Genomic DNA, 22,322 nt, shown 5'->3' with positions numbered 1-22,322 from the left:
ACCTGCCGGGGCGCCATTCATAGCGCCCCGCTTCACTAAGCGCGCCTTAGCAGCCAGATAAAATACGGCGCGCCGAAGAAGGTCGCCATCAGGCCCGCCGGGATTTGATCCGGGAAGGCCAGCATGCGGCCGCACCAGTCGGCGAACACCAGCAGGCACCCGCCGAGCAGGCCAGCCATCAGCAATTGCGGCAGCGCGCGACGGAAGCCGAGCATGCGCACAATATGTGGTGCCATCAGGCCAATAAAACTCAGCGGACCGATAGTGAGCGTCGCGGTGGCGGTCAGCGCAGCCGCCAGCAACAGCAGGCTGAAGCGCGATCGGTTCAGCGCCATGCCGGCTGAGCGCGCCGTGGCACTGCCGAGCGGCAGCAGCGTCAGCCAGCGGCTGGCCAGCGGTGCCAGCGCCACCAGTATCATGCCCACAACAGCACTCTGCAGCGCCTGCGTCATTGAGATGTTATACGTCGAACCGGAAATCCAGCTCAGCAATCCGGCCATGCGCGGATCGCCGCTCGCCAGCAACACCATCAGTAACGTGACAAACGCACTGTTCAGCGCCATTCCGGCCAGCAGCATGCGTTCCGGTGCAAAACCGCCGCGGCTGGCCACCAGCATAATCACCAGCAGCGTCAGCGCGGCACCCAGCACGCCGGCCGGCAGCAGCCAGGCGACCGCGTTGCCGGGCACAAAGAACAGCATCACCACCACCCCGCAGGCCGCTCCGGAGCTGATGCCCAGCACTTCCGGACTGGCCATTGGATTACCGGTCAGGCGCTGAATCAGCACCCCGGCGACACCCAGCATCGTGCCGACCACCAGCGCCGCCAACACGCGCGGCACGCGCCACGGCAGCAGCTGTTGCAGCATATCGCCGCTGACCCACGTCCAGCCGTGTGCGTCGCGCCCAAACGCAATGCCCGCCAGACTGCACAGCACCAGAATCATCACGCCCGCCAGACACCAGCGCAGCACGGCCTGCCGCTCCTGCGGCACTGTGTCGCCGGCATTCATCGCCGGCGGCAGCGAGCCCGTGCGCAGACGCGGCAGCAGCCACAGCAGAATCGGCACGCCAATCAGCGCGGTAGCCGTCCCGGTTGACACTTCACGCCAGTGCGCGGTCAGCCACAGCACGCACTGATCGGCCAGCCACAGCAGCAGTGCGCCAATCAGCGGCGCCAGCAGCAAGCGGCTCAGCAGACGACGCGCCCCCAGCATCTTCGCCAGCAGCGGCGCGAACAGCCCGATAAAGCCGATGATACCGGCGACGTTAACCAGCTGCGCACTGAGCAGGATCGCCAGCGCCAGCGCGGCAATGCGCGCCGCCGACAGCGCAAGACCGAGGTTTTTTGCCACGCCATCATCCAGCCCCATCAACGTCAGCGGACGCAACAGCGCCAGCGCCAGTGCGAACGCCAGCAGCAGGCGCGGCCACAGCAGCGCCACGTTGTGGCCGTCGAGCTGGTTCAGCGCGCCAGTGCTCCACAGAAACATGTTTTGCAGCTGATCGTGATTGAAGATGGCAAAGATTTGATTAACCGCGCCGGCATACAGGCTCAGTACCAGACCGGCCAGGATCAGCGTCACCGGCGACAGACGCTTGCCCCAGGCGATGCCAAACACCAGCACGCCGACCAGCACCGCACCGCCCATTGCGGCAAACTGCTGCGTCAGCTCCCCGCCCGGCAGCTGCCACAGAGTGGCGACGGTCAGGCCAAGCTGCGCGCCGGAAGATACGCCCAGCGTGGTCGGCTCCGCCAGCGGATTGCGCAGCACCTGCTGAAACAGCAGGCCCGCGAGGCCAAGTCCGGCCCCGACCAGCAGCGCCAGCGCCAGCCGCGACAGCAGGCTGTAGTGGAACACCACCTGACGGATGTTATCGATATCCGGCGCGAACATCGCCTGCTGCCACTGCGCCAATGGCAGCGCCTGGCGCAGGTTGATAAACGTGAGCGCCAGCGCCAGTAAACTGAGCACGCTGAGCAGCGCGACGGGAAACAGACGGTTGCGCATCAGTGCGACTCCAGCGCGCGTTCCAGCACGCGAATAAATTTGATGGCTGAGTAAGTGGCGCCGTAGTACCACACCGCCGGCACCCGCCGGAAACGACCGGAACGGACAAACGGCAGCGCCTGCCACAGTGCGCTTTGCGTCACCTGCTGCATATCGCGTTCGTTATCGTGATCGAAGCAGATCACCTCAACGTCACCGACCTCCGCCAGCCGCTCCAGCCCGACCACCGCACTGCCCCAGAAGTTGGTTTCGCCCTGCCAGGCATTGCGCAGGCCAAGCTGCTCCATCACTTCGAGGAACAGGCTGCCTTTACCGAAGGTAATGGCGTGACGCGGATCCATCAGCGACATCAGCAGCAGCGGACGCTGCGCCCACGGACGTAACCGCTCACGCGCGGCCGCCACTTCACCATCCACCCAGTACAAATGGGCCTGTGCCTGCGCTTCAAGGCCAAGCCGGGCACCCAGCGCATGCAGCGATGTGCGCGCGGTGGTGAACGGTTTGCCATCGCCGCTGTTGAGGTCAAAGCCCATCGTCGGCGCAATGCGCTCCAGCTTGTCGACCGCCGGGCCGTAACCGTTGGAGTGCAGGATCAGCGACGGTGCCAGCTGGGTCATCAGTTCCAGATTAGGTTCGGTGCGTAAGCCGAGATCGAGGGTGCCGGCCGGCAAGACCGGGTCACCCACCCAGATAGCGTAGTTGTGCAGATCGGCCACGCCGAGCGGGGCGACGCCGAGCGCCATCAGCAACTCCACCGGCAGCCACTCCAGCGCCAGGATGCGCTGGCTGTCCGGCGGCGCGGCGCGCAGCGGTGCAAGGTTCATCAGCGGTGAGAGCGCCAGCGCAGTCAGCAGACGGCGACGGGAAATGTCGAACATCACGAGGCCTCAGTAGACAAAGCTGACGGGCGCGCCGCCCTGCGGATGCGGCAGAATGCCCATCGGAATGCCATAAATATCACCCAGCACCCCGGCCTGCATAATCGCTTCCGGTCCGCCTTGCGCGATCACTTCGCCCCCGCGTAGCGCCACCAGCTGGTCACAGTAGCGAGCCGCCATGTTGAGATCGTGCAATACCGCTATCACCGTCAGGCCGCGTTCGTGGCTGAGGCGCTGAATCAACGCCAGCACATCAACCTGATGGGCAATATCCAGCGCAGATGTGGGTTCGTCCAGCAGCAGGCAGCGGCTGTTCTGTGCCACCAGCATCGCCAGCCACGCACGCTGCCGCTCGCCGCCGGACAGGCTGTCCACCAGCCGCCCGGCGAAGGGTTTCAGTCCAACCAGCGCAATCGCCTCGTCTACCCGATCGCGATCTTCCTGGCCGTAGCGCCCCAGCGCACCGTGCCACGGATAGCGCCCAATCGCCACCAGCTCGCGCACCGTCATGCCCTCCGCCGCAGGCAGCTGCTGCGGCAGATAGGCCACCTGTCGTGCAAAAGCTTTACTGCTCCAGGTATCAACCGCCTCACCGTTGAGCATCACGCGCCCTTCGCTGGCGGCATGGTGACGGCCGAGCATCTTCAGCAGCGTGGATTTACCGGAACCGTTATGCCCGATCAGCGCGGTGACTTTGCCCGGAGCGAAAGTCAGCGACAGCGGATGCAGCAGCGTGCGGCCGGGCACACGGAAGCTGACGTTTTCCAGTGAAAAGGTGGTTTCTGCGTGGTGCGGATGCTGCATGATAATCCCTGGTTAACGGGCGCCACAGCGCCCTGTGTTCAGTATCAGAAGCGGAAGGTGGCGGTACCGACGATCTGGCGCTCTGCGCCCCAGTAGCAGGCGTAGTCGCGGTAGCAGCTGGCAACGTATTCGCGATCGAACAGGTTGTTGATGTTGACGCCGACGGTTGAGCCCGGCAAGCCGAAGCGGCCCAGATCGTATTTCAGTGCGGCATCTACAGTGGTGTAGGCGGCGACGTCAAAGTTCTGGTTGGCATTTGCGCCGCTGGCGTACAAGCCTTTGCTTTCACCCACGTAGCGCACTCCGGCCCCCACGGTGAAGCCCGACAGGGCGGTTTCGTGGAAGGTGTAATCGCCCCACAGCGAAGCCATATGCTTCGGCACCTGCACCGGCGTACGGCCTCTCAGCAAGGTGTCTTCGGTGTATTCCGCATCGGTGTAAGAGTAAGCCGCCGTCAGGTTGATGTTGGCGTTAAGCGCCGCTTTGGCTTCCAGCTCGACGCCGCGGGAGCGAATCTCCCCTCCCTGCACACTAAACTGCAGGCTGTTCGGATCTGCCGTCAGGTTTTTGGTTTTAGTCAGCTGATAAACCGCTGCGGTGACCACAATCGGGCGATCTTTTGGTACGTATTTTACGCCAGCCTCATACTGCTTCGCGCGGGATGGGTCAAAAGGTTTCCCATCAACCGTGGTGCCAGTCGTTGGGATAAAGGATTCGCTGTAGCTGAAATACGGCGCGATACCATTATCAAACACATAGTTCACACCACCGCGCCAGGTAAATGCCTGGTCGTGGTTTTTTACTTCGCTGTTACCGTTACGGTTCAGTGCGGAGGTCATCGCATAATCGTATCGCCCGCCCAGCGTCAGCACCCATTTATTCCATTCCATCTGATCCTGCGTATACAGGCCAGTTTGCTCCTGACGGTTCAGATATTGATAGGGGAAGGCGGCACCCACAGCATCATTACCATACTGCGGATCAATCGCGTTGATAGGCGCTGCGGAGGCAAAGGCAGCATTGATATCATTACGGGTGCGCTGATAATCAACCCCCATCAGCAGCGTATGATCGACCGCACCGGTAGCAAATTTTGCCTGCACCTGATTATCGACGGCAAACTGATTCAGTTTCTCATCGGAAATGGCTGAACCACGCGTAATCTGTTGTGATTCAGGCAGATAGCCGTTGCCATAAATACTGCGATAATTCGTTTTCAGCTCGGCATAGCGCAGATTCTGGCGCACCGTCCAGGTATCGTTAAAGCTGTGCTCAAAGTTGTAGCCAACCATTTTGGTGTTGCGCGAGATCTTATTGCTGTCTTCGCCTTCATCAAAATTGGTGGGCAGCTTATAGCTGCTGCCGTCCGGCCGGGTGATGCCCACCACGGTGCCTTCACGCGGCAGCCAGCCGTAATAGCCGGTTTCCGGTTCGTTCTGGAAGTAGGTCAGCAGGTCAATGCGGGTATTGGCATCGGGACGCCAGCTGAACGAAGGCGCAAGGGTATAGCGCTTCTCTTTGTTCATCTCCTGTTGCGCATCGGCGCTGCGCGCCAGGCCGGTCAGGCGATAGCTGTAAACACCGTCATCATCCAGTGAGCCGCCAAAATCGAAGCCGGTGGAGAACAGGTTGTCGGTGCCCATCTGGAACTGGACTTCACGCAGCGTCTCCTGGGTCGGCCGCTTGCTCACCAGTGACACCACACCGCCCGGGTTGCTCTTACCGTACAGCACCGACACCGGACCGCGCAGCAGCTCCGCGCGCTCAAGGAAGTAAGGATCGATAGCGAATTCGGAGTAGTTGTCACCCTGCAGCTTCAGGCCATCCAGATACTGGTTGGTGTTGGTTTCGCTGAAGCCGCGAATCGACAGCGCGTCAATTACGTCCGAGCTGCCGCGGTTACCGGTCAGCACGCCTGGCGTGTAATTGAACGCACCTTTGACGCTGGTCACCGCATGCATTGACATCTCTTCCTGCGTCACCACCGACACCGACTGCGGATTCTTCTCGATTGGCGTATCGGTTTTGGTGCCGGTCGCGCTGTGTTTGGCGGCGATGGTCGGCGACGGTCCCCATGCGCTCTCCTGCGCGACGCCGCTGCCGCCATCCGCCGTCACCACCACGGTATCTTCGGCCAGCGCCTGCATGCTGAGTGTGCCCAGAGTCAGGGAAATCAATAACGCGAGCGGTCGACGGGTGGTCACCGCGCGCAGAGAACAAGGAAAAGTGTTTCGCGCATTCATAGTGGGATCTCATGAAAATAGAACAATGCAGGCGAATGGAAACGAGAATGATTATTAGACGCACGGATTTTAGGCGAAACCTGGCAAGCACCGCAAGATGTAATGCCTGCTGGCGGTGAGTTTGCCAGCGGATCGCACATATCCATGATCGCGGCTAAAAATGGCGGGCAAAGAAAAAGGCGCCGCAGCGCCAGAGGGAGTTAAATTCAGCTTTTATGCAAGACTCAGGCTGGAGCGCCGCCATGTATCTGGCACCGCCACGTGGTGGTAAAACGCTGGCACTGCACAGGCTCTGAAGGTATAAAGCCGGTGCAGTGCCGGATGGCTTATTTACTGCCAAACATATCTTTAATCCAGCCCGCGACGCCGTCAGAGTCTTTCTGCTCGCCCTGCGGCTGTTGCTGTTGCTGCTGTTGCTGTTGCTGTTGCTGCTCTTGCTGTTGCTGCTGCTGAATCTGCTGCTGTTGCTGCTGGCACAGCGCGTTCGGATCCAGCGCCCACACCGGCAGCGAACGCCAGGTGCTGCTGCCGCTGCCGCAGACAAAGTTACCGGCCGAATCGATATTCATCTGAGTGATATCTTCCGGTGGCGTCAGGACCAGTGGCATCGGCGCCTGGTTGTCGAGGTAGCGACGATAGATCTGCATCGCACCGCTGGCACCGTACAGCTTCGAGGTCTGGTTGTTGTCGCGGCCAACCCAGGTGATCGCCACTTCTTTGCCATCAATACCGGCAAACCAGCTGTCGATCAGGTCATTGGTGGTACCGGTTTTCGCCGCCAGATGCGCACCCGGGAAGCGTGCGCCCAGCGCCCGCGCCGTACCGTGATCGGCCACCTGCTGCATGGTATACAGCGTCAGATACGCCGCCTGCGCCGGCTCAACGCGCTGCGCCTGCGGGAAGCTCTGATACAGCACCGTGCCATCTTCCGCGATCACCGAGCGCACCGCCGACAGCGCAGCGCGGTTACCGCCGCTGGCAATTGACTGGAACGCCTGCGCCACTTCAATCGGCGTCAGATTAAGCGCCCCCAGCAGCATGGCCGGTACCGGATGCAGCTGATCTTTTGGCACGCCCAGTTTGGTCCAGGTATCCACTACCGCGTCGAGTCCCAGCGTCATACCGAGGTTAACGGTTGGCACGTTCATCGAGTTAGTCAGCGCATCCACCAGCATCACTTTACCGCTGAAGCGACGATCGTCGTTCATCGGCTTCCACACTGAACCGTTTGGCTGTTTCAGCGCGATCGGCTCGTCGGCGATCCAGCTGTTCAGACGATAGCTGTTTGGCTGGCTGAGGGCGGTCAGATAGGTCGCCGGTTTTGCCAGTGAACCAATCGAGCGACGCGCCTGCAGCGCGCGGTTATAGCCGGCAAACTGTGGATCGGCACCGCCGACCATGGCGCGCACTTCACCACTGAAGCGGTCGACCACCACCATCGCGGTTTCCAGATCTTTCAGCCCGCGCTGTTTCTTCAGCGTAGGAATGCCGTCTTCAACCGCTTTTTCCGCCGCATCCTGCGAAATCGGATCGAGCGTGGTGAAGATCTTCACGCCGGAGAGGTCTTTGACCTTATCACCCAGCTTCGCCTGCAGCTCATTACGCACCATCTGCATAAACGCCGGCTGCGGCGTGATCACCCCACCTTTCGGCTGGACGCCAAGCGGCCGCGCCGACAGCATGTCGTACAGCTCCTGGTCGATCACCTTCTGCTGTTGCAGCAGACGAAGCACCAGGTTACGACGCTCCAGCGCCAGCTGCGGATTACGCCACGGATTGTACAGCGACGCACCTTTAACCATGCCGACCAGCATCGCCTGCTGATCAAGGCTCAGTTCGTCCACCGGGCGGCCAAAGTAGTACAGGCTGGCCAGCGGGAAACCGCGGATTTGGTCATTGCCCGCCTGGCCGAGATACACCTCGTTCAGGTAGAGCTCAAGAATGCGATCTTTGCTGTAGCGCGCATCCATGATCACCGCCATATAGGCTTCACGCGCTTTACGCCACAGCGAGCGTTCGTTGGTGAGGAACAGGTTTTTCACCAGCTGCTGCGTCAGCGTACTGCCGCCCTGCACCGCTTTACCGGCGGTGATATTGGCGAGGAAGGCGCGACCAATCGAGTACGGGCTGATGCCGTCATGCTCGTAGAAGTGGCGGTCTTCGGTGGCGATCAGCGTATCGACCAGCAGATCCGGGAACCCGGCGCGCGGCACAAACAGACGCTGCTCGCCGTTTGGCGACTGCAACATGGTGATCAGCCGCGGATCGAGGCGGAAGAAGCCAAAGTCGCGTCCGGTATCGAGGTTTTTAATCTCGCTCAGCTCGTTGTTGCTGAAGGTGAGACGCGCGTTAATCTGGCCCTCTTTGCTGTCCGGAAAATCAAACGGACGGCGCAGCAGGTCGATGGTGTTGCCTTTCACGCTGAACTCACCCGGACGGGTAATGCGCGACACTTCGCGATACTGCGTGCCTTCCAGCAGCGCAATCATCTCTTTCTTGTCGTAAGCCATGCCCGGTTCGAGGCTGACCATGCGCCCGTACACGGCCGCTGGCAGCTGCCACACTTTACCGTCAATGCGGCTGCGGATTTCCGAATCGAGATAGACGCCCCAGGCGGCCATCACCACGACAAACACCAGGAAGAGTTTAATCAACCAGCCTAACCAGCGGCGTTTGCCACGCGCGGGTCGTTTTCCTTTACCTTTGGGTGGCACCGGCGCACTCTCCTCATCATCTTCGTCAAAATCGTCCTGATCGATATCATCTTCAGGCTCCCTGCGGCGACCCCGGCGCGTAACGTTACGCGGCGGCTTTGGCGCTTTTCCTTTGCGCCCAATAGGTTCGCGATCGTTCCCAGACATGCTTTGTTTTCTCCAGGCATAGCTACGGCAGCGCCGCTACTCTAACTGCTTTCTCGTGCCGCGCATGGCAGAACCCTCTGAATTCGATCCACTGCGGGCTACGAGGAATATTTTTTGGTACGCCTCGTCGGCAAGGCGCTGGCCGGATCGTCCGGCCACGGATGTTTGGGATAGCGCCCTTTCATCTCTTTCTGCACTTCAGGATACGCACCGCGCCAGAACGCCGCGAGGTCACGGGTGATCTGCAGCGGACGGTGCGCCGGCGAAAGCAGCTCCAGCACCAGCGGAACGCGCCCATCGGCAACCGCCGGGTTCTGCGCCTCGCCAAACATCTCCTGCATACGCACCGCCAGCGCGGGGGGCTTTTCCGCGTCGTAGCGAATCGGCAGGCGACTTCCGGTCGGCACAGTGTAATGAGTTGGCAGCACAGTATCCAGCCGCTGCCGCTGTGACCATGTCAGCAAATGTAATAAAGCGCTGACAAGATTAACGCTCTGCAGCCCTTTTAAATCGCGTACTGCGCCCATCTCCGGCAACAGCCAGTGCTCCAGCGAGGCCAGCAGCGTGTCATCATCCAGCGTCGGCCACGCCTCTTCCGGCAGCCACTGCGCGGCGCACTGCAAGCGCACACGCAGCTGCTCTGCCTCTGGCGTCCAGCCGAGCACCGCCAGCCCTTTTTCGCGGATCCAGCGCAGCATCGCCGGATGCAGGATCTCCGGCTCGGGCCGCGCCTGCGGCTGGGCCCGCAGGATCAGCGCGCCAATCGCTTCCCGCTTCCACGCGCGCAGCGTGCCTTTGTCTTCATCCCAGTCGACATCGGTGCGCTGCTCCACCAGCTGCGGGCACTGCTGGCGCAGCGCATCCATCTCTACCGGCAGCGCCAGCAGCATGCGTGCATCGGCGCTGCTGGCCCCCTGCAGCAGGCTCGGGGCAATCAGCCACTCATAGCGGCTCAGGCCGTCGTGCTCATCCAGCATCGCGCCGATACCATTGGCGAGCTGATAGCGCGCGCTGTGACCGCGACGCTGCGCCAGCCGGTCAGCAAATCCGGCGGCCAGCAGCGCCGGGAAGCGATCGGCGTCAACGCGACCTTCGCGCGCGTTCAGCCGCTGCTGCCAGTGCCGCGCGCGCCGCAGCCACTGCGGCTGTGGCTGGTTGAGCGCATCACGCAGATCGACACTGCCGCTGCGCGGCGGATCCTCCAGAATCGCCACCAGCAGCGCCGCGCTGGCGATGGCGTGCACATCGTCGCCGGCGGCGCACAGCATCGCCGTGAGACGCGGATCGCTGCCGAGCTGCGCCATTTTACGGCCGCGCGCGCTGAGCCGCCCTTCGCTATCCAGCGCGCCGAGCCGCTGCAGCTGTTGACGTGCCGCCTGCAGGCTGCGCGCCGGTGGACTATCCAGCCATTGCAGCTGAGCCGCGTCCTGACAGCCCCACTGCAGTAAATCCAGCTGCAGCGAGGCCAGATCGCTGGTGAGTATCTCCGGTTCACTCTGCGCCGCCGCACGCAGCGCCTGCTCCTGCGGCAGCAGATGCAGACAGATCCCCGGCGCCAGGCGACCGGCGCGGCCAGCGCGCTGCGTCATCGATGCCTGGCTGATGCGCTGGGTCAGCAAACGCGTCACGCCGCTGCGCACGTCAAACTGCGCCGCGCGCTCCAGCGCGCTGTCCACCACCAGGCGGATACCTTCAATCGTCAGGCTGGTCTCGGCGATATTGGTGGCGAGCACCACTTTACGCCGGCCCGGCGCGGCCGGCAGGATGGCCCGCCGCTGTGCCTCCAACGACAGCGCACCATATAAAGGAGATAAATCCACCTCATCACTGACGCGCGACGCCAGTTCACGCTTCACCCGTTCAATCTCCGCCACGCCGGGCAGAAACAGCAGCAGCGAACCGGGCTCATCCCGCAGCAACTGTGCCACCTCGCGCGCCACTGCCTCTTCAAACCGCTGCTGCGGATTGAGCGAAGCGTAACGTCGCATCACCGGAAAGCTGCGCCCCTGTGACGCAATAAACGGCGCGTCGGGCAGTAGCGTGCGTAGCTGCTGATTATCCAGCGTTGCCGACATCAGCAGAATTTTCAGGTCGTCGCGCAATCCCTGCTGCACATCAAGCAGCAGCGCCAGCGCAAGGTCAGCCTGCAGACTGCGCTCATGGAATTCGTCGAGGATCACCAGCGATACGCCCTCCAGCAGCGGATCGCGTTGCAGCATGCGCGTCAGAATGCCTTCGGTGACCACCAGCAGACGCGTCGCTGCGCTGCTGCAGTTTTCCCCGCGCAGCCAATAACCTACCGTCTCGCCCGGCTGTTCACCCAGCTGTTCCGCCAGCCGCTGTGCCACGTTACGTGCCGCAAGCCGGCGCGGCTCCAGCATGATGATTTGCCCTGGCAGCTGCGCCTGTTGCAGCAGCTGTAGCGGCAGCCAGGTGGATTTCCCGGCGCCGGTCGGGGCCGCCAGCAGCACCTGTGGCGACTGCGCCAGCGCGGCCAGCAATGCAGGCAGTACCTCGCTTACCGGTAACTCACTCACACTCAACTCCCACTCTGCCTGTGCTAAGATGGCGCGCATTGTACACCACCCGGCGCCAATTACCGGAGTTCAGCATGGCCACGCAACGACTGTTTTTTGCCCTCGAATTGCCTGATGCCCTCCAGCAACAGCTGGTGCAATGGCGGGCCGATTGCTTCGCCGCAGACGCGGGTAAACCGGTGGCGGCGGCGAATCTGCACCTGACGCTGGCGTTTCTCGGTGAGGTCAGCACGGAAACGGCGGAGCAGCTGCAGCAGCTGGCGGCACGCATCCGCCAGCCTGGCTTTACGCTGGATCTCGATGACGCCGGTCACTGGCCGCGTCCCGGCGTGGTGTGGCTTGGCTGCCAGCGCGCGCCGCGCGGTTTACTGCAGCTGGCCAACCTGCTGCGCGCCCAGGCCGCGCGCCATGGCTGTGCGCAGAGTACGCAGCCGTTCCATCCCCACATCACCCTGCTGCGCCACGCTGCGCAGGCCGTGGCGCTGCCGCCGCGCGGTTTTCACTGGCGCGTTGAGGTGAGTCATTTCGCGCTGTTTGCGTCCAGCTTCACGCAGGGACGCACGCGCTATCGCCGGCTGGCGCGCTGGCCACTGTTATCTGCCGCAGGAGCATAAATGCAGTTCGATCCGCCGTTACAATCAGCCCGCTTAATCACCCGCTATAAACGTTTTTTAGCCGATGTCATTACGCCTGAAGGTGACACCTTTACCCTGCACTGCGCCAATACCGGTGCGATGACCGGCTGCGCCACACCAGGCGACACCGTGTGGTACTCCACCTCGGCCAGCGCGACGCGCAAATATCCGCATAGCTGGGAAATAACGCAAACCGCGCAGGGCCACTGGATTTGCGTCAATACCCTGCGCGCCAACCAACTGGTGCGCGAGGCGCTGCTGCGCGACGCAATTCCGGAATTATCCGCTTATAGCCACTGCCAGGCTGAGGTGAAATACGGCACGGAAAAAAGCCGAATTGACTTCCTGTTGCAAGCGGAGGGCAAAGCCAACTGCTATATTGAAGTCAAGTCCGTCACCCTTTTACAAAATGGTAAAGGCTATTTTCCGGATGCGGTGACGGCTCGTGGACAGAAACATCTGCGCGAATTAAGCACTATCGCGGCAGAAGGCCACCGGGCCGTTTTGTTGTTTGCTGTTCTGCACACGGGGATTGAGGACGTTTCCCCGGCGCACCATATCGATGCGCAATACGCAGAACTACTGGTACAGGCGCAGCGCTGCGGTGTGGAAGTGTTGGCGTATCAGGCTCAGATTTCACCGGCAGAAATGTTACTTACCCGGCCGTTAACGGTAACGATTAACGCACAGTTGTAATATTTAACGTTATTTGCTGTGATAAGAATGTTCTGAGCGGTGCGCTAAATACGCTGTTCCTCACAGGCTTGTCAAGGTGCGTTCATGAATAATTGCCAACCTTGATTGCTTCTGCTATTTATAGCGGCCTGTTTTTTTCCCTGATGGGAATCGATATGCCCCGCATGCGTCGGGTTGCAGGCAAAGGCTTTCGCAATCTGAAACAGAACGGGTAGTGCGTGTTATCCAGGAGAAACAACATGCAAGAAGGGCAAAACCGTAAAACATCGTCCCTGAGTATCCTCGCCATCGCTGGGGTGGAGCCGTATCAGGAGAAACCGGGCGAAGAGTATATGAATGACGCCCAGCTGAGCCATTTCCGCAAGATTCTGGAAGCCTGGCGCAACCAACTCAGGGATGAAGTAGACCGTACTGTGTCGCATATGCAGGACGAAGCTGCCAACTTCCCGGATCCGGTTGACCGTGCCGCCCAGGAAGAGGAGTTCAGCCTGGAGCTGCGTAACCGCGATCGTGAGCGCAAACTCATTAAAAAGATTGAGAAAACGCTCAAGAAAGTGGAAGACGACGACTTTGGCTACTGCGAATCCTGTGGAGTCGAAATTGGTATCCGCCGTCTCGAAGCGCGTCCGACCGCCGATCTCTGCATTGACTGCAAAACGCTGGCAGAAATCCGCGAGAAGCAGATGGCAGGCTAATGGCCGTTAACAGACTGTCGCCGCACAGCCGGGAAAACCACTGTTTTCCCGCCGTGCGGTGTACCACAGCATGATGTCCGCCACGCTTCCCTGCATCGGGCGTTTCGCCCCCTCTCCTTCCGGTGATCTTCATTTCGGTTCGCTGATAGCTGCATTAGGCAGCTACCTGAGCGCGCGCGCGCAGCAGGGCCGCTGGCTGGTGCGCATTGAAGATATCGATCCGCCGCGTGAAGTCGCCGGTGCCGCAACGCGCATCCTGCGTCAGCTGACGCATTATGGGCTGCACTGGGACGGCGACGTGCTGTGGCAGTCGCAGCGCCACGAGGCCTATCGCGCGGCGCTGAGCTGGCTGCGCGAACATCGTCAAAGCTACTTCTGTACCTGCCCGCGCAGCCGCATCCAGCAGCTGGGCGGCTTTTACGACGGTCACTGCCGCGATTTACATCTGCCGCCGGAGGGCGCCGCGCTGCGGCTGCGTCAGCATGCGCCTGTATACGGTTTTGACGATCGCCTGCGCGGCCACCTGCAGGCGGAGCCGCGTCTGGCGCAGGAAGACTTTATTATTCACCGTCGTGACGGCCTGTTCGCCTATAACCTTGCGGTGGTGGTCGATGACCATTTTCAGGGCGTGACGGAGATTGTGCGCGGTGCGGATTTGATTGAGCCAACGGTGCGCCAGATTGCGCTGTATCAGCAGTTTGGCTGGCCGGTGCCGGCTTATCTGCATCTGCCGCTGGCAATTAACCCGGACGGTAATAAATTGTCGAAGCAGAACCACGCGCCAGCCTTACCGGACGGCGATCCGCGACCGGTGCTGGTGCAGGCGCTAAGCTTCCTGGGGCAGTCGGTTTTACCAGGCTGGCAGGACCATGGGCTGGAGGCGCTGCTGGACCATGCCGTTACATACTGGGATAGCGCATCGATTCCGCGGCATGATGCGCAACAACCGGATGAGGCGACAACGCCATTCCTAAATGGTTCGCAACAGGCTATGATTAGCCGCTGATTTTATTCACACCCATTTTCTCACTGTCGAGGTGTCCCATTTTTACCCGAGTCGCTAATTTTTGCCGGAGAGTCCTCAAGCGTGATGAGGAGGCCCCTGAAGAGGTGGAAACCGTAAGTCTGATGACCGTTATCCCCCGGGAAAGCCACAATATCTCACGCAAAGATATCAGCGAAAACGCTCTCAAAGTGCTGTATCGCCTGAACAAAGCCGGATACGAAGCCTATCTGGTTGGCGGCGGCGTGCGCGATTTGCTGCTGGGTAAAAAGCCGAAGGACTTTGACGTGACCACCAACGCCACGCCGGAGCAGATGCGTAAGCTATTCCGCAACTGTCGCCTGGTCGGGCGTCGCTTCCGTCTGGCGCATGTGATGTTCGGTCCGGAAGTGATCGAAGTCGCCACGTTCCGCGGCCATCATCAGGAAGAGAGCGTCGACGATCGCAACGGTTCGCAGCGCGGTCAGAACGGCATGCTGCTGCGCGACAACATTTTTGGCAACATTGAAGATGATGCGCAGCGCCGCGATTTAACCATCAACAGCCTCTATTACAGCGTGGCTGATTTCACCGTACGCGATTACGTCGGTGGCCTGCAGGATCTGCAGGAAGGCATCATCCGCATGATTGGCGATCCGGAAACGCGCTATCGCGAAGATCCGGTGCGTATGCTGCGCGTGGTGCGCTTCGCCGCCAAGCTGGACATGAGCATTGCGGCGGAAACCGCCGAGCCGATTCCCCGCCTCGCCACGCTGCTGAATGACATTCCGCCGGCGCGCCTGTTTGAAGAGTCGCTGAAGCTGCTGCAGGCCGGTTACGGTTATCGCACCTATCTGATGATGCGCGAATACCAGCTGTTCCAGCCGCTGTTCCCGACGCTGGCGCGCAACTTCACCGAACAGGGCGACAGCCCGATGGAGCGCATGCTGGCCCAGGTGCTGAAAAACACCGATACCCGCCTGCACAACGATATGCGCGTGAATCCGGCGTTCCTGTTTGCGGCGATGTTCTGGTATCCGCAGCTGGAGTCAGCCGAGCAGATTGCGCAGGAGAGCGGCCTGACCTATTTCGATGCGTTTGCGCTGTCCATGAACGAAACGCTGGATGAAGCCTGCCGTGCGCTGGCGATTCCGAAACGTATCACCACGCTGATTCGCGATATCTGGCAGTTGCAGCTGCGCATGTCCCGCCGTCACGGTAAGCGCGCATGGAAGCTGATGGAGCATCCTAAATTCCGCGCCGCCTACGACCTGCTGGCGCTGCGTGCGGAAGTCGAGAACAACGCCGAGCTGCTGCGCCTCAGCCAGTGGTGGGGCGAGTTCCAGTCGGCGGTGCCGACACAGCAGAAAACCATGCTCAACACCCTGGGTGACGATCCTGCTCCGCGCCGTAAACCACGCCGTCCGCGCCGTCGTCCAGCTGGCCCGCGTCGCGACAGCAACCACAGCGCGTCATGACGCGGGTCTATCTCGCCTTAGGCAGTAATCTCGCCGATCCGCTGCATCAGGTTGATGCAGCGCTGGCCGCGCTGGATGCCATTCCCGATACCCACCGCGTAGCCACCTCCGCGTTTTATCGCACGCCACCGTACGGACCGCCGGATCAGCCGGATTATCTCAACGCCGTGGTGGCGCTGGAGACCACACTGGCCGCGGAAACGCTGCTCGATCACACCCAGCGCATTGAGCTGGAGCATGGCCGGGTGCGCAAAGCCGAACGCTGGGGACCGCGCACGCTGGACCTCGATATTATGCTGTTCGGCAATGCGGTGATCCACACGCCGCGCCTGACGGTGCCGCACTACGATATGCACAACCGCGCCTTCATGCTGGTGCCGCTGCTGGAGATCGCGCCGACACTGCGCCTGCCGAACGGCCAGCCGCTGGCCGGCATTCTGGCGACGCTGGACCGCAGCAGCATCCGCTTGTGGTCCGCCTGACGCGGCAGAATCGCACGCACGTCGTATCGCCTTTGCAATCAATCCAGTACACTGCGCGCATCAGAAAATGCTGGAGATTGCGATGAAACCCACCACCCTCTCTCACTTACGCCAGCTGAAAGCCAGCGGCCGCAAGTTCGCCACGCTGACCGCCTACGATTTCAGCTTCGCGCGCCTGTTTGCCGACCAGGGCATTCCGCTGCTGCTGATTGGCGATTCGCTCGGCATGACCGTGCAGGGCCATGATTCCACGCTGCCGGTGACGGTCGACGATATTGCTTATCACACCGCCGCGGTGCGGCGCGGTGCGCCCAACGCGCTGGTGATGGCCGACCTGCCGTTTATGAGTTACGCCACGCCGCAGCAAACCTTTGACAGTGCCGCGCAGCTGATGCGCGCCGGCGCCAACCTGGTAAAACTGGAAGGCGGCGCCTGGCTGGCAGAGACCGTGCGCATGCTGACCGAGCGCGCCGTGCCGGTGTGTGGTCATCTGGGATTGACGCCGCAGTCGGTTAATATCTTCGGTGGCTACAAGGTGCAGGGGCGCGATGAAGCGGCAGCCGAGCGCCTGCTGGCGGATGCGCTGGCACTGGAAGCAGCCGGTATGCAGCTGCTGGTGCTGGAGTGCGTGCCGGTCGCGCTGGCTGAGCGCGTCACAAAAGCGTTGTCGGTACCGGTAATCGGCATCGGTGCCGGTAACGTCACCGACGGCCAGATTCTGGTGATGCACGACGCGTTTGGTATTACCGGCGGCCACATTCCAAAATTTGCCAAAAATTTCCTTGCGGAAACCGGCGACATTCGTGCGGCAATTCGCCAGTATATGGCCGACGTTGAGGCAGGCACCTACCCTGCTGCCGAACACAGTTTCCAGTAAATCAGGAGATTTGCAGTGCTGATCATTGAAACGCTGCCGCTGCTGCGCCGTGAGATTCGACGCTGGCGCCAGGCAGGTAAACGCATCGCGCTGGTGCCCACTATGGGCAACCTGCATGAGGGGCATCTGACGCTGGTGGATGAAGCACGCCAGCGCGCAGATATCGTGGTGGTATCGATCTTCGTTAACCCGATGCAGTTTGATCGCGCCGACGACCTGGCGCGCTATCCGCGCACGCTGCAGGACGATTGTGAAAAACTCAATCGCCACAGCGTCGACCTGGTCTTTGCCCCGGCGCCGGCCGATGTCTATCCGCAGGGTCTCGACAGCCAGACGTTCGTTGAAGTCCCGGGCCTCTCCTCGCTGCTGGAGGGCGCCAGCCGTCCCGGTCATTTCCGCGGCGTGGCCACCATCGTCAGCAAGCTGTTTAATCTGGTGCAGCCGGATATCGCCTGTTTTGGCGAAAAGGATTTTCAGCAGTTGGCGATCATCCGCAAGATGGTGGCGGACATGGGCTTTGACATTGACATCGTTGGCGTGCCGACGGTGCGCGCCAAAGACGGTCTCGCGCTCAGCTCACGTAACGGCTATCTTACTGCCGATGAACGCAAGCTGGCGCCGGTGCTCAGCCAGGTGATGAACAGCATGGCGCAGCGCCTCAGCAACGGCGAGCGGCACGTGGATGAGATTATTGAGCACGCCGAACAGACGCTGCGCGATCAGGGCCTGCGCCCGGACGGCCTGGCCATCTGCGATGCCGATACGCTGCAGCCGCTGACGGTCGACAGCCAGCGCGCAGTGATTCTGATGGCCGCCTGGCTCGGCAATGCGCGTTTGATTGATAATCAGCAAGTGGATCTGACGGTTTAACGCCGTCGTTTATGGGCAGCATGTACCCGCTACACACTGCGCGGTAGAAACCGGCCGCGCACGGGTATAACAAAGGTATCACGCTATGATTCGTACCGTATTACAAGGCAAACTGCACCGCGTAAAAGTGACGCAGGCGGATTTGCATTATGAAGGCTCATGCGCCATCGATCAGGATTTTCTTGATGCCTCCGGCATTCTGCAATACGAAGCCATCGACATCTATAACGTCACCAACGGCCAGCGCTTCTCTACCTATGCCATAGCCGCCGAGCGTGGCTCGAAAATCATTTCGGTCAACGGTGCCGCCGCGCGCTGTGCCTGTCAGGGCGATCTGCTGATCATCTGTTCTTATGTGCAGGTGGAAGATGAAGTGGCACGCAGCTGGCAGCCGAAAGTGGCCTACTTCGACGGCGATAACGAAATGAAGCGTATCGCTAAAGCGCTGCCGGTGCAGGTGGCCTGATCATCCCGCGCGCTGTACGGACAGCGCGCCTTTCCCTTATACGCCCGCCAGCTGCGGCTGCCCTTTGCGCTTCAGCGTAAACAACCAGTCAAACCATCCTTTTGCCCGCAGTACGCACAGCGCCGTTGGCAACGCCAGCGCGACGCTGAACGCCAGCACAAAATGCAGGTCAGCCAGCCACGCAGAGTGGCCGTCGTGGCGCAGCAATTTACTGCACACCTGAATCGCCAGATAGTGCGACAGATAAAACACAATCGAATGGCGGCCAACGTAGTTAACCGCCCGCAGATTGATACGGCAGGCCAGCGCAACGAACAGCGGGATTGAGGGCAGCGCCAGCGGCAGCAGCCACGGCGAATGCTGACGCAGCCCGCCCCACAGGCTGAACGCCGCGAGCAGCATAAAGGCGATCAGCGACAGCAGCAGCGGCGTACGACGCTGCGCGAACGCGGCAATATCAATATCCTGGCGCACCAGCCAGTCGGCGCTGTAGAAGAAGGCAAACAGCACCAGCGACTTGTTCAGATGCAGGTTGTCGAAACTGGCAAACAGCGAGTCAGGCGGCACCGGCGGCAGCAGCACCGCACCGGCAACGCACAATGTCAGCACCAGCGCCGCGGGCAGGCGGCGCGCCGGGATAATCAGCACAAAGAACAGAAACAGCGAGTGCAGAAACCAGGTGATATCGCCGCCGCTCAGATGGCCGAGCGCGATGGCCAGCGGCGACTGTGGGTGATTGGCCATCGCGCTGAAGGTCCACTTCAGCCCGCCGTAGATCAGCGCCCAGACGGCAAACGGATAGAGAATGCTGCTGACTTTGTTTCGCAGATAGCGCGCCTGCCCGTGGCGTAAACCGCTGGCGACGAACAGTCCGGAGACAAAGCACATCAGCCCCATACGCACCGGCGCCAGCAGCTGATTCACCAGCTCGTTAAAGGCAGTGAAGTGCCCGGCCTGCTGGTTCACTGCAATCATGCAGTGCAAAAAAATCACCGCCAGAATGCTCATGCCGCGTAAATTATCAATCCATGATACCCGATTCACTCTTCGCTTCCCCGCTGCTTTTTTGGTCAGCGGCCACTATGGGGAAAGCCACGGGCTGAAAGCACAAGACGCGTCTGGAATTGCGAAGAGTGGGTAAAAAAAAGCCGCCGCCGGACGACGCCGGCAGCGGCTTCTTATTCGGAGCTGCGCCTCAGGTGCGCAAGCCGCGTCCGCGCTGAATCAGCGCATACACCAGCACGTAAAACACTACGATAAACGCCACCAGCACTGACAGCGTCAACACCAGCGGAACATCGTTGATGCCAAGGAAGCCATAGCGGAACCCGCTAATCATGTACACCACCGGATTGAGCTTCGACACCGCCTGCCAGAACGGCGGCAGCAGCGCCAGCGAGTAGAATACGCCACCGAGGTAAGTTAACGGCGTCAGCACGAAGGTCGGGATCAGGCTGATATCGTCAAAGGTGCGCGCAAACACCGCATTCAGCAGGCCCGCCAGCGAGAACAGAATCGCCGTCAGCAGCAGCGTGATCGCCACCATCGGCCACGAGAATACGTGGAACGGCACGAAAAACAGCGACACCGCCGTCACCAGCACGCCCACGCACACGCCGCGCGCTACGCCGCCGCCGACATAACCGGCGATAATAATGTGCGTCGGCACCGGCGCCACCAGCAGCTCTTCAATGTTGCGCTGGAACTTGGCGCTGAAGAATGACGAAGCGACGTTGGCGTAAGCGTTGGTGATCACCGCCATCATAATCAGGCCCGGCACGATAAACTGCATATAGCTGAAGCCGTGCATATCGCCGATACGTGAGCCGATCAGATTGCCAAAGATAATGAAGTACAGCGTCATGGTGATCACCGGCGGCACCAGCGTCTGAATCCAGATGCGGGCAAAACGGTTGATCTCTTTGCTCCAGATACTCTTGAGCGCCACCCAGTACAGATGCGTCATGCGGTTACTCCTGTTTTTCCCTGCGTCAGGCTGACGAACAGCTCTTCCAGACGATTCGCTTTATTGCGCATGCTGAGCACCTGCACGCCCTGCGCGCTCAGCTGGCTGAATACGCTATTCAGCCCCTGTTCACGCATCACTTCCACTTCCAGCGTTGAGGTATCAACCAGACGATACTGGAAGCCCTCCAGCTGCGGCAGCGGGCTGCGCGGCGCCAGGTCGAGGATAAAGGTTTCCGACTGCAGCTTGGACAGCAGCCCTTTCATTGAGGTGTTCTCCACCAGCTCGCCGCTCTGGATGATGCCGATGTTACGGCACAGCATTTCCGCCTCTTCCAGATAGTGGGTGGTCAGGATGATGGTGGTGCCTTTGGCGTTCAGCTCTTTCAGGAACACCCACATTGAGCGACGCAGTTCGATATCCACACCAGCCGTCGGCTCATCAAGAATCAGCAGTTTCGGTTCATGCATCAGCGCCCGGGCAATCATCAGCCGGCGCTTCATGCCGCCGGACAACATGCGCGCCCGTTCGTTACGCTTGCCCCACAGGTCGAGCTGATTGAGGTATTTTTCCGCGCGCTTGTTCGCTTCGGCGCGTTCCACGCCGTAATAACCGGCCTGATTAACCACAATCTGCATCACGGTTTCAAACGGGTTAAAGTTGAATTCCTGTGGCACCAGCCCAAGCTGCCGCTTGGCGTTGACCACATCTTTCTGCAGGTCATAGCCAAACACGCGCACGCTGCCGCTGGATTTGTTCACCAGCGAGCTGATAATGCCAATGGTGGTGGACTTACCGGCACCGTTAGGGCCCAGTAAGGCATAAAAGTCGCCTGCTTCCACGTTGAGATCGAGGCCTTTCAGCGCCTGTACGCCGCCGGGATAGGTCTTGGTCAGCCCGGAAAGTTCCAGTGCATAAGTCATTGCGAGTCCGTACCCTGTTGTAGTGACATCATAGCCATATGAAATGATAGTGCGCTCGCGTCGAGCGTGCGGGGTTATTCAGCGATAACGGTTGTGAAATCAAAGGAATTGCGCAGAGTGATAACCCACCACACTCTACCACTCTGCGTGCCGCAGGAAAACGCGTGCCGAGCCCGTAAGTCATTGAGTTACGGGCTGCGCATTTTATCGCAGGCGGAGGGAATCAGCCTTGGAAGATTGTGCGGTTATTCGTCCAGCAGCGTAACTTTGCCGATATACGGCAAATGGCGGTAGCGCTGTGCGTAGTCGATACCGAAGCCGACCACGAACTCATCCGGAATGGTAAAGCCGATAAACTCAACCGGCACCTCAACCTCGCGGCGCTCCGGCTTATCCAGCAGCGTGCAGATCGCCAGTGATTTTGGCTCACGCAGCTGCAGAATTTCACGCACTTTGCTCAGGGTGTTACCGGAGTCGATGATGTCCTCGACGATCAGCACATCTTTGCCGCGAATGTCTTCATCGAGATCTTTGAGGATTTTCACGTCGCGCGTGGAGGACATGCCGCTGCCGTAGCTGGAGGCGGTCATGAAGTCGACTTCGTGCGCGACATCAATGGCGCGGCACAGGTCAGCCATAAACATGAAGGAGCCGCGCAGCAGGCCGACCAGCACCATTTCGCTGCCGCTGTTGCGGTAGTGCTCGCTGATCTGCTTGCCCAGTTCGGCAATACGGGTTGCGATCTCCTGCTCAGAGATCATCACGTCGACGGTGTGTTTCATTGCATTCGCCTAAGAAGGTTTTCAGAAAGCCGCGCATTCTATCATAGTCGACGCACAGGCTAACGCCGCGCACAGAACGCAAACGTTATCGTGGCGAAATTTATTGCGCTGGCGTTAACTGTAAGCATCCTGCCC

Annotated in this window: 19 protein-coding genes; 9 read left to right on the top strand and 10 right to left on the bottom strand. The window is 60.5% G+C overall.

The features are described from left to right. Window positions 1-35: 35 nt before the first annotated feature. The 6 genes from fhuB to hrpB form a co-directional block, all read right to left on the bottom strand. The gene (gene fhuB / locus F3I21_RS15355; RefSeq protein WP_059010409.1) at window positions 36-2,012 is read right to left on the bottom strand and encodes a Fe(3+)-hydroxamate ABC transporter permease FhuB; all 1,977 of its coding nucleotides are present in this window, start codon (window positions 2,010-2,012) and stop codon (window positions 36-38) included. Next, complete coding sequence (gene fhuD, locus F3I21_RS15350; protein WP_150059265.1) at window positions 2,012-2,890, bottom strand: Fe(3+)-hydroxamate ABC transporter substrate-binding protein FhuD; 879 nt, start codon at window positions 2,888-2,890, stop codon at window positions 2,012-2,014. Before fhuD ends, fhuB begins: the two co-directional genes overlap by 1 nt. A gap of 9 nt (window positions 2,891-2,899) precedes the next feature. Next, window positions 2,900-3,694 (bottom strand): Fe3+-hydroxamate ABC transporter ATP-binding protein FhuC, encoded by a 795-nt coding sequence (gene fhuC / locus F3I21_RS15345; RefSeq protein ID WP_150059264.1) that lies wholly within the window; start codon window positions 3,692-3,694, stop codon window positions 2,900-2,902. Window positions 3,695-3,738: 44 nt separating this feature from the next. Next, window positions 3,739-5,937: a ferrichrome porin FhuA gene (fhuA, locus tag F3I21_RS15340; RefSeq protein WP_150059263.1), complete on the bottom strand. Its 2,199-nt coding sequence runs from the start codon at window positions 5,935-5,937 to the stop codon at window positions 3,739-3,741. Between the two features lie 326 nt (window positions 5,938-6,263). Continuing rightward, window positions 6,264-8,798, bottom strand: coding sequence for a bifunctional glycosyl transferase/transpeptidase (mrcB, locus tag F3I21_RS15335; RefSeq protein ID WP_150059262.1), 2,535 nt, complete (start codon window positions 8,796-8,798; stop codon window positions 6,264-6,266). A 98-nt stretch (window positions 8,799-8,896) separates the two neighbouring features. Continuing rightward, entirely contained in the window at window positions 8,897-11,374 is a 2,478-nt protein-coding gene (hrpB, locus tag F3I21_RS15330) for an ATP-dependent helicase HrpB (protein WP_150059261.1), read from the bottom strand. 35 nt (window positions 11,375-11,409) lie between these two features. On the opposite strand from hrpB, the gene thpR reads away from it, so the two are divergent. The 9 genes from thpR to panD all read left to right on the top strand — a co-directional run bounded on the left by thpR (window position 11,410) and on the right by panD (window position 18,516). After that, on the top strand, window positions 11,410-11,949 hold the full coding sequence (gene thpR, locus F3I21_RS15325) for an RNA 2',3'-cyclic phosphodiesterase (protein WP_058770594.1): 540 nt from the start codon (window positions 11,410-11,412) through the stop codon (window positions 11,947-11,949). Then, complete coding sequence (gene sfsA / locus F3I21_RS15320; RefSeq protein ID WP_021507511.1) at window positions 11,950-12,666, top strand: DNA/RNA nuclease SfsA; 717 nt, start codon at window positions 11,950-11,952, stop codon at window positions 12,664-12,666. A gap of 239 nt (window positions 12,667-12,905) precedes the next feature. Beyond that, window positions 12,906-13,361, top strand: coding sequence for an RNA polymerase-binding protein DksA (gene dksA / locus F3I21_RS15315; protein WP_021507512.1), 456 nt, complete (start codon window positions 12,906-12,908; stop codon window positions 13,359-13,361). Window positions 13,362-13,431: 70 nt separating this feature from the next. Continuing rightward, the gene (gene gluQRS, locus F3I21_RS15310) at window positions 13,432-14,367 is read left to right on the top strand and encodes a tRNA glutamyl-Q(34) synthetase GluQRS (protein ID WP_370515549.1); all 936 of its coding nucleotides are present in this window, start codon (window positions 13,432-13,434) and stop codon (window positions 14,365-14,367) included. Between the two features lie 38 nt (window positions 14,368-14,405). Further along, a complete protein-coding gene (gene pcnB / locus F3I21_RS15305) occupies window positions 14,406-15,821 on the top strand; it encodes a polynucleotide adenylyltransferase PcnB (RefSeq protein ID WP_206099480.1) in 1,416 nt (471 codons plus the stop codon). Next, window positions 15,818-16,303 (top strand): 2-amino-4-hydroxy-6-hydroxymethyldihydropteridine diphosphokinase, encoded by a 486-nt coding sequence (gene folK / locus F3I21_RS15300; RefSeq protein WP_058780459.1) that lies wholly within the window; start codon window positions 15,818-15,820, stop codon window positions 16,301-16,303. The genes pcnB and folK overlap by 4 nt, the downstream gene beginning before the upstream one ends. A gap of 82 nt (window positions 16,304-16,385) precedes the next feature. After that, entirely contained in the window at window positions 16,386-17,180 is a 795-nt protein-coding gene (gene panB / locus F3I21_RS15295; RefSeq protein WP_088516660.1) for a 3-methyl-2-oxobutanoate hydroxymethyltransferase, read from the top strand. A gap of 15 nt (window positions 17,181-17,195) precedes the next feature. Continuing rightward, on the top strand, window positions 17,196-18,050 hold the full coding sequence (panC, locus tag F3I21_RS15290) for a pantoate--beta-alanine ligase (RefSeq protein WP_021507517.1): 855 nt from the start codon (window positions 17,196-17,198) through the stop codon (window positions 18,048-18,050). An 85-nt stretch (window positions 18,051-18,135) separates the two neighbouring features. Then, window positions 18,136-18,516 (top strand): aspartate 1-decarboxylase, encoded by a 381-nt coding sequence (gene panD / locus F3I21_RS15285; RefSeq protein WP_021507518.1) that lies wholly within the window; start codon window positions 18,136-18,138, stop codon window positions 18,514-18,516. A 36-nt stretch (window positions 18,517-18,552) separates the two neighbouring features. Here the strand turns inward: panD and F3I21_RS15280 are convergent, their stop codons facing one another. The 4 genes from F3I21_RS15280 to hpt form a co-directional block, all read right to left on the bottom strand. Next, window positions 18,553-19,560, bottom strand: a complete 1,008-nt coding sequence (locus F3I21_RS15280) for an acyltransferase (RefSeq protein WP_058780458.1) — start codon at window positions 19,558-19,560, stop codon at window positions 18,553-18,555. 151 nt (window positions 19,561-19,711) lie between these two features. Then, on the bottom strand, window positions 19,712-20,482 hold the full coding sequence (locus F3I21_RS15275; protein ID WP_021507520.1) for an ABC transporter permease: 771 nt from the start codon (window positions 20,480-20,482) through the stop codon (window positions 19,712-19,714). Beyond that, window positions 20,479-21,405 carry an ABC transporter ATP-binding protein gene (locus F3I21_RS15270; protein WP_021507521.1) on the bottom strand — a complete coding sequence of 309 codons (927 nt, stop codon included), beginning with the start codon at window positions 21,403-21,405 and terminating at the stop codon, window positions 20,479-20,481. Before F3I21_RS15270 ends, F3I21_RS15275 begins: the two co-directional genes overlap by 4 nt. A 245-nt stretch (window positions 21,406-21,650) precedes the next feature. After that, window positions 21,651-22,187 carry a hypoxanthine phosphoribosyltransferase gene (gene hpt, locus F3I21_RS15265; RefSeq protein WP_150059260.1) on the bottom strand — a complete coding sequence of 179 codons (537 nt, stop codon included), beginning with the start codon at window positions 22,185-22,187 and terminating at the stop codon, window positions 21,651-21,653. Window positions 22,188-22,322: the final 135 nt, after the last annotated feature.

Source organism: Pantoea sp. B_9, assembly GCF_008632015.1.
Classification (GTDB): Bacteria; Pseudomonadota; Gammaproteobacteria; order Enterobacterales; family Enterobacteriaceae; genus Pantoea; species Pantoea dispersa.
The sequence above is the reverse complement of the archived record's forward strand: the minus strand, read 5'-3'. Positions and strand labels throughout refer to the sequence as shown.

What these genes read in the sequence shown, in the direction of transcription:
- fhuB (WP_059010409.1), bottom strand. Translation starts at nt 2,012, where the DNA reads ATGCGCAACCGTCTGTTTCCCGTCGCGCTGCTCAGCGTGCTCAGTTTA.
- fhuD (WP_150059265.1), bottom strand. Translation starts at nt 2,890, where the DNA reads ATGTTCGACATTTCCCGTCGCCGTCTGCTGACTGCGCTGGCGCTCTCA.
- fhuC (WP_150059264.1), bottom strand. Translation starts at nt 3,694, where the DNA reads ATGCAGCATCCGCACCACGCAGAAACCACCTTTTCACTGGAAAACGTC.
- fhuA (WP_150059263.1), bottom strand. Translation starts at nt 5,937, where the DNA reads ATGAATGCGCGAAACACTTTTCCTTGTTCTCTGCGCGCGGTGACCACC.
- mrcB (WP_150059262.1), bottom strand. Translation starts at nt 8,798, where the DNA reads ATGTCTGGGAACGATCGCGAACCTATTGGGCGCAAAGGAAAAGCGCCA.
- hrpB (WP_150059261.1), bottom strand. Translation starts at nt 11,374, where the DNA reads ATGCGCGCCATCTTAGCACAGGCAGAGTGGGAGTTGAGTGTGAGTGAG.
- thpR (WP_058770594.1), top strand. Translation starts at nt 11,410, where the DNA reads ATGGCCACGCAACGACTGTTTTTTGCCCTCGAATTGCCTGATGCCCTC.
- sfsA (WP_021507511.1), top strand. Translation starts at nt 11,950, where the DNA reads ATGCAGTTCGATCCGCCGTTACAATCAGCCCGCTTAATCACCCGCTAT.
- dksA (WP_021507512.1), top strand. Translation starts at nt 12,906, where the DNA reads ATGCAAGAAGGGCAAAACCGTAAAACATCGTCCCTGAGTATCCTCGCC.
- gluQRS (WP_370515549.1), top strand. Translation starts at nt 13,432, where the DNA reads ATGATGTCCGCCACGCTTCCCTGCATCGGGCGTTTCGCCCCCTCTCCT.
- folK (WP_058780459.1), top strand. Translation starts at nt 15,818, where the DNA reads ATGACGCGGGTCTATCTCGCCTTAGGCAGTAATCTCGCCGATCCGCTG.
- panB (WP_088516660.1), top strand. Translation starts at nt 16,386, where the DNA reads ATGAAACCCACCACCCTCTCTCACTTACGCCAGCTGAAAGCCAGCGGC.
- panD (WP_021507518.1), top strand. Translation starts at nt 18,136, where the DNA reads ATGATTCGTACCGTATTACAAGGCAAACTGCACCGCGTAAAAGTGACG.
- F3I21_RS15275 (WP_021507520.1), bottom strand. Translation starts at nt 20,482, where the DNA reads ATGACGCATCTGTACTGGGTGGCGCTCAAGAGTATCTGGAGCAAAGAG.
- F3I21_RS15270 (WP_021507521.1), bottom strand. Translation starts at nt 21,405, where the DNA reads ATGACTTATGCACTGGAACTTTCCGGGCTGACCAAGACCTATCCCGGC.
- hpt (WP_150059260.1), bottom strand. Translation starts at nt 22,187, where the DNA reads ATGAAACACACCGTCGACGTGATGATCTCTGAGCAGGAGATCGCAACC.